We start from the raw sequence: 5057 nt of genomic DNA, 5'->3' as shown, positions 1-5057 counted from the left end.
GGGACGGGGCGGCATTCACCATGGGGCTTGGGGGGCCCACCGGCAACATCAGGCGGGCCCCCGGGATTGTCCGTGAAGGCGCCGCCGGGCTTCGTCCCGCCGCACAAAGACCATGGCCGCCACCGTCATGGCGGCCAGCGCGAACCAGGTCAGCGCGTAGACCAGGTGGTTGTTGGTGAATCGCAGCACGGTGAGGCCGCCCACCGGACCTTGAGCGCTGGCGCAGGGTGTGTCGACCCCGGCGTCCACGAAGAACGGCGCCACCGCCGCTGGCGGCAGGCCCACGGCGGCCGCCAGCGCCGGCACGTCGCGCGAGTACCAGCGCCCGGCTGCCGGGTCGTTGCGGCGCAGGAAACCGCCACCGGGTTCGGACAGCCGCAGCAGCCCCGTCACGCTCACCGGCCCGTCGCAGTGGGCCGACGCACGGGTGGCGCGCCACTGCGCCGCCGATGGCACGAAACCCCGGTTGACCAGCACCAGGCTGCCGTCGCGCTGTTGCAGCGGGGTGAGCACCCAGTGCCCGGCCCCGAGCTCGGTGCTGGCCTGCACCAGCTGTTCGCCTGAGCGCAGGAACTCGCCCTCCAGCCTCAAGCGGCGGTATTCAAACCCACCGGGGTCGGCCTGCACCGCCGGCCATTCGTTGGCCGCTGGCGCGGGCACCGGTGCGGCGCGCACCCGGGCCTCGACGCGGGCGACCAGACCGTTTTTCCAGGCCAGGCGCTGGAGCTGCCAGACCCCCAGTGCCGTGAACACGCCGAACAGCAGCGCACCCGCCAGCCACAGCAGGCCGCTTCGCCGCGTCATGGGGTGCGGTGAGGTTCGGCCGGGTTCGGGTGGGCCATGTGGCCGCCGTGCGAAGGCATCATGTTCTCGTTCATGTGGAACATGACCCACAGCGTGCCGGCGATGGCGATGGCCACGAAGACCACGGTGAAGATGGTGGAGACCAGGGTCCATCCGCCTTCGACTTTGCCGTTCATGTGCAGGAAATACACCATGTGCACGAGGATCTGCGCCACGGCGAAACCGCCCAGCACCAGCACGGCCGTGGGGCGATGGCTGATGACGCCGTTCATGACCAGCCAGAACGGGATGGCGGTGAGCACGATGGAGAGCACGAAGCCGATCAGGTAGCCGGAGAGGCTGCTGTGCGGGCCGTCCTCATGGGCGTGGTCGTCGTGATCGCCGTGGTGGATTGCAGAGTCATGAGCGCTCATCACAGCACCCCCATCAGGTAAACAAAGGTGAAGACGCCGATCCAGACCACGTCCAGAAAGTGCCAGAACATCGAGAGGCACATCAGGCGGCGTTTGTTCTCGCGGGTGAGGCCATGCTGGGCGATCTGGACCATGAGCACCACCAGCCAGATCGAGCCGAAGGTGACGTGCAGGCCGTGCGTGCCCACCAGCGTGAAGAAGGCCGACATGGCGGCGCTGCTCTGCGGCGTGGCGCCTTCATGAATGAGGTGCGCGAACTCGTACAGCTCCACGCCCAGAAAGCACAGGCCGAACAGGCCTGTCACGGCCAGCCAGGCCAGCGTGCCACCCTTCTTGCCCTGCTGTTTCTGCAGCATGGCGAAGCCGAAGGTGATGGACGACAGCAGCAGGAAGGCGGTGTTGATGGCCACCAGCTTGAGGTCGAACAGCTCGGCGCCGCCGGGGCCGCCCGCGTAGCTGCGGCCGAGCACGCCGTAGGTGGCGAACAGCGCGGCGAAGATGAGGCAGTCGCTCATCAGGTAGAGCCAGAAGCCCAGCGCGGTGCCGTTCTCGGGGTGCGGCTCGTGGTCGAGGTGGTAGGCGCGCGCGGCGCCGGTGGGAAGGGCGAGGTCAGACATGGCGGGCCAGCAGTTGGGTGCGTGCGTGTTCGGTGGCGGTCACTTCATTCGCGGGGATGTGGAAGTCGCGCTGGTAGTTGAAGGTGTGCACGATGGCCCCGAGCACGATGGCCGCGAACGAGGCGATGGCCAGCGGCCACATGTGCCAGATCAGCGCGAAGCCCCAGACCAGCGACAGCACCGAGAGCACCACACCGGCACCGGTGTTCCGGGGCATGTGGATGGGCTTGAAGCCGCTCAGCGGGCGCTGGTAGCCGTGTTTCTTCATGTCCCACCAGGCGTCCGCGTCGTGCACCACGGGCGTGAAGGCGAAGTTGTACGGTGGCGGCGGCGACGAGGTCGCCCACTCCAGCGTGCGGCCGCCCCACGGGTCGCCGCTGTGGTCACGCAACTGCTCGCGCCGCAGGTAGCTGACCACCAGCTGCACCAGGAAGCTGCCAATGCCCAGGGCCACCAGGCCGGCGCCCACGGCGGCGATCACGAACCAGACCTGCAGCGAGGGGTCTTCGAAGTGGTTGGCGCGGCGCGTGATGCCCATCAGGCCCAGCACGTACAGCGGCGTGAACGCGACCCAGAAGCCCACCAGCCAGAACCAGAACGAGCATTTGCCCCAGAACTCGTCGAGGCGGTAGCCGAAGGCCTTGGGGTACCAGTAGTTGATGCCGGCCATGAGACCGAACAGCACGCCGCCGATGATGACGTTGTGGAAGTGGGCGATCAGGAACAGGCTGTTGTGCAGCACGAAGTCGGCCGGCGGCACGGCCAGCAGCACGCCCGTCATGCCGCCGATGGCGAAGGTCACCATGAAGCCCACCGTCCACAGCATGGGCACGGTGAAGCGGATGCGGCCGCGGTACATGGTGAACAGCCAGTTGAAGATCTTGGCCCCGGTCGGGATCGAGATGATCATCGTGGTGATGCCGAAGAAGGCGTTCACGCTCGCGCCCGAGCCCATGGTGAAGAAGTGGTGCAGCCACACCACGTAGGACAGGATGGTGATGCAGACCGTGGCGTAGACCATGGAGGTGTAGCCGAACAGGCGCTTGCCGCTGAAGGTGGCGACCACCTCGGAGAAGATGCCGAAGGCTGGCAGGATCAGGATGTAGACCTCGGGGTGGCCCCAGATCCAGATCAGGTTCACGTAGAGCATGGGGTTGCCGCCCAGCTCGTTGGTGAAGAAGTTGGTGCCGACGTAGCGGTCCAGGCTCATCAGCACCAGCGCGGCCGTGAGCACGGGGAACGAGGCCACGATCAGCGCGTTGGTGCACAGCGAGGTCCAGACGAACACCGGCATCTTCATCAGGCCCATGCCGGGCGCGCGCATCTTGACGATGGTGACCAGCAGGTTGATGCCCGAGAGCGTGGTGCCCACCCCCGCGATCTGCAGGGCCCAGATGTAGTAGTCCAGCCCCACCCCCGGGTTCTGGTTGCCCAGGTTGGAGAGCGCGAGCCAGCCCGAGGTGGAGAACTCGCCCAGGAACAGCGACACCATCACCAGCACGGCGCCGGCGGTGGTCATCCAGAAGCTGAAGTTGTTGAGGAAGGGAAAGGCCACATCGCGCGCGCCGATCTGCAGCGGCACGAGGTAGTTCATCAGCCCGGTGACCAGCGGCATGGCCACGAAGAAAATCATGATCACGCCGTGCGCGGTGAAGACCTGGTCGTAGTGGTGCGGCGGCAGGTAACCGAGGTTGTCGCCGAAGGCCATGGCCTGCTGCAGCCGCATCATGAGCGCGTCGGAGAAGCCGCGCAGCAGCATGACGATGCCCAGCACCATGTACATGATGCCGATCTTCTTGTGGTCGATGCTGCAGAACCAGTCGCGCCACAGCGGGCCCCACAGGCGGTAGCGGGTCAGCAGGGCGAACACGCCCAGGCCGCCCAGCGCCACGGCCACGAAGGTCCACAGCAGGATGGGCTCGTGCGTCATCGGGATCGAGTCCCAGGTCAGGCGCCCGAGCAGCCAGTGGTTGGGAACGGTGGATGGATCAGCGGACATGTGGGTACGGTGGAAGGTCGTGCTCGGGCGGGCGGCGTTCAGCGGCGGGCGGTGAGGTCAAAGGGGGTGTCGGCGGCGGTGCAGATGTCCTGCCGGGCGGCCAGCTCCAGCGCCCGCCCGCTGATGTGGGCGCGCTGGCGCGCGGCGTCCTGCGCCATGACCTCGTGCATGCAGGTCTGGCCTTCTTCGGTACAGAGGTTGACCACGCGATCGAACAGACCGTCTTCCACCGACGAAAAACGCTCGACGGGGTGGCGCTCGCTGGGCTTGGCCAGCGCCAGGTAAGCCGCGCGGTTCAGCGCCGGGCCTTCGGCCTTGGCCCTGGCCACCCACTGCGCGAAGTCCTGCTCGCTCAGGCCGTGGAACTTGAAGGTCATGCCCGAGAAACCCGAGCCGCTGTAGTGCGACGACATGCCCCGGTACACGCCGGGCCGGTTGATCACCGCGTTCAGCTCGGTCTGCATGCCGGGCATGGTGTAGATCATGCCGGCCAGGTCGGGCACGTAGAACGCGTTCATCGTGGTGCTGGAGGTCAGCTTGAAGTGGATCGGGCGGTCCACCGGCGCGGCCAGCTCGTTGACGGTGGCGATGCCCAGCTCGGGCATCACGAACAGCCACTTCCAGTCCAGCGACACCACTTCCACCATCAGCGGTTTCACGTGGGCGGGCAGGGCCTTGCCGGCCGAGATGCGATCCAGCGGGCGGTAGGGGTCGAGCTTGTGGGTGCTGATCCAGGTGATCGCGCCCAGCGCGATCACGATCATCAGCGGCGCGGCCCAGATCACCAGCTCGAGCTTGGTCGAGTGGTGCCATTCGGGCGCGTAGTCGGTTTCGGCGTGGCGGCTGCCCTGGCGGTAGCGCCAGGCAAACAGCAGGGTCACGACGATCACCGGCACGATGATCAGCAGCATCAGCAGCGTGGACACGACAACCAGGTTGCCCTGCTGGGCGGCTACGTCGCCAGCGGGGTTGAGCACGACCAGCTTGCTGCAACCCGCCAGGAAACCGGCGAGCATCAGCAAGGTGGCAAAACGAAGGAAGGTGGGGGTGCGCATGCGGGCCTGAACAAGGTCTCGACAAACCGCCTCGGGTAAACCCCAGTGGCGGGACAGCGGGAATTTAGCGGTGTTCGGCCGAAACATCGATAGGACGTTTTGTCCTATGTCAAAGCGCCAAAGTCAAAGTCACGATAGGCGTTCTCACGATATATTGCCCTGCACAGGC

5 protein-coding genes are annotated in these 5057 nt (G+C 66.5%); all 5 read right to left on the bottom strand.

What is annotated here, in order from left to right:
* Positions 1 to 48 precede the first annotated feature (48 nt).
* Genes B0E41_RS22755 through cyoA form a run of 5 tightly spaced genes read right to left on the bottom strand, consistent with a single transcriptional unit; the run spans position 49 to position 4888 of the window.
* Entirely contained in the window at positions 49 to 804 is a 756-nt protein-coding gene (locus tag B0E41_RS22755; protein WP_077334775.1) for an SURF1 family protein, read from the bottom strand.
* Complete coding sequence (gene cyoD, locus B0E41_RS22750) at positions 801 to 1217, bottom strand: cytochrome o ubiquinol oxidase subunit IV (RefSeq protein WP_077334773.1); 417 nt, start codon at positions 1215 to 1217, stop codon at positions 801 to 803. The genes B0E41_RS22755 and cyoD overlap by 4 nt, the downstream gene beginning before the upstream one ends.
* Positions 1217 to 1834, bottom strand: a complete 618-nt coding sequence (gene cyoC, locus B0E41_RS22745) for a cytochrome o ubiquinol oxidase subunit III (protein WP_077334771.1) — start codon at positions 1832 to 1834, stop codon at positions 1217 to 1219. The genes cyoD and cyoC overlap by 1 nt, the downstream gene beginning before the upstream one ends.
* The gene (gene cyoB / locus B0E41_RS22740; protein ID WP_077334769.1) at positions 1827 to 3833 is read right to left on the bottom strand and encodes a cytochrome o ubiquinol oxidase subunit I; all 2007 of its coding nucleotides are present in this window, start codon (positions 3831 to 3833) and stop codon (positions 1827 to 1829) included. Before cyoB ends, cyoC begins: the two co-directional genes overlap by 8 nt.
* A gap of 38 nt (positions 3834 to 3871) precedes the next feature.
* Positions 3872 to 4888 carry a ubiquinol oxidase subunit II gene (gene cyoA / locus B0E41_RS22735; RefSeq protein ID WP_077334768.1) on the bottom strand — a complete coding sequence of 339 codons (1017 nt, stop codon included), beginning with the start codon at positions 4886 to 4888 and terminating at the stop codon, positions 3872 to 3874.
* Positions 4889 to 5057 lie beyond the last annotated feature (169 nt).

Origin of the sequence: Hydrogenophaga sp. A37, from assembly GCF_002001205.1 — a bacterium.
Lineage (GTDB): Bacteria > Pseudomonadota > Gammaproteobacteria > Burkholderiales > Burkholderiaceae_C > Hydrogenophaga.
This window is presented reverse-complemented; position numbering and strand designations above follow the sequence as displayed.

Bases quoted from the DNA above. Each gene is read 5' to 3' on its own strand.
- cyoD (WP_077334773.1), bottom strand. From the start codon at position 1,217: ATGAGCGCTCATGACTCTGCAATCCACCACGGCGATCACGACGACCAC.
- cyoB (WP_077334769.1), bottom strand. From the start codon at position 3,833: ATGTCCGCTGATCCATCCACCGTTCCCAACCACTGGCTGCTCGGGCGC.
- cyoC (WP_077334771.1), bottom strand. From the start codon at position 1,834: ATGTCTGACCTCGCCCTTCCCACCGGCGCCGCGCGCGCCTACCACCTC.
- cyoA (WP_077334768.1), bottom strand. From the start codon at position 4,888: ATGCGCACCCCCACCTTCCTTCGTTTTGCCACCTTGCTGATGCTCGCC.
- B0E41_RS22755 (WP_077334775.1), bottom strand. From the start codon at position 804: ATGACGCGGCGAAGCGGCCTGCTGTGGCTGGCGGGTGCGCTGCTGTTC.